General features: G+C 42.9%; 4 tRNA genes. All 4 read right to left on the reverse strand.

Going from position 1 to position 490, the window contains the following annotated elements:
* Window positions 1–124: 124 nt before the first annotated feature.
* The 4 genes from N473_RS01080 to N473_RS01095 all read right to left on the reverse strand — a co-directional run bounded on the left by N473_RS01080 (window position 125) and on the right by N473_RS01095 (window position 485).
* A tRNA-Thr gene (locus tag N473_RS01080) sits at window positions 125–200 on the reverse strand.
* Between the two features lie 11 nt (window positions 201–211).
* A tRNA-Phe gene (locus tag N473_RS01085) sits at window positions 212–287 on the reverse strand.
* 35 nt (window positions 288–322) lie between these two features.
* Window positions 323–398: transfer RNA gene (locus tag N473_RS01090), tRNA-Thr, on the reverse strand.
* A gap of 11 nt (window positions 399–409) precedes the next feature.
* Window positions 410–485 (reverse strand) — tRNA-Phe (locus N473_RS01095).
* Window positions 486–490 lie beyond the last annotated feature (5 nt).

The following is a 490-nucleotide window of genomic DNA, read 5'->3' on the forward strand; positions in this document are numbered from 1 at the left end:
CTGAGCTATCTGGGCAAATAATTTTTATGTGTATTAAAACTTCTAGGAATTTTCAATACAATTCCACAAAGCTCTACCAAATGAACTAACTGGAAATTTTATATCATGTCACAAATTTTATAATTGGTGCCGACTATCCGAGTCGAACGGATGACCTACTGATTACAAGTCAGTTGCTCTACCAACTGAGCTAAGTCGGCACACCGAATAATGGTGCCCAGAGGCGGAATCGAACCACCGACACGAGGATTTTCAATCCTCTGCTCTACCGACTGAGCTATCTGGGCAAATAAATTGTTATATGTGAAACATGCTTTAAAAATGGTGCCGACTATCCGAGTCGAACGGATGACCTACTGATTACAAGTCAGTTGCTCTACCAACTGAGCTAAGTCGGCACACTTAATAATGGTGCCCAGAGGCGGAATCGAACCACCGACACGAGGATTTTCAATCCTCTGCTCTACCGACTGAGCTATCTGGGCAAATA

It is taken from the genome of Pseudoalteromonas luteoviolacea CPMOR-1, from assembly GCF_001625685.1.
GTDB classification, from domain to species: Bacteria; Pseudomonadota; Gammaproteobacteria; order Enterobacterales; family Alteromonadaceae; genus Pseudoalteromonas; species Pseudoalteromonas luteoviolacea_K.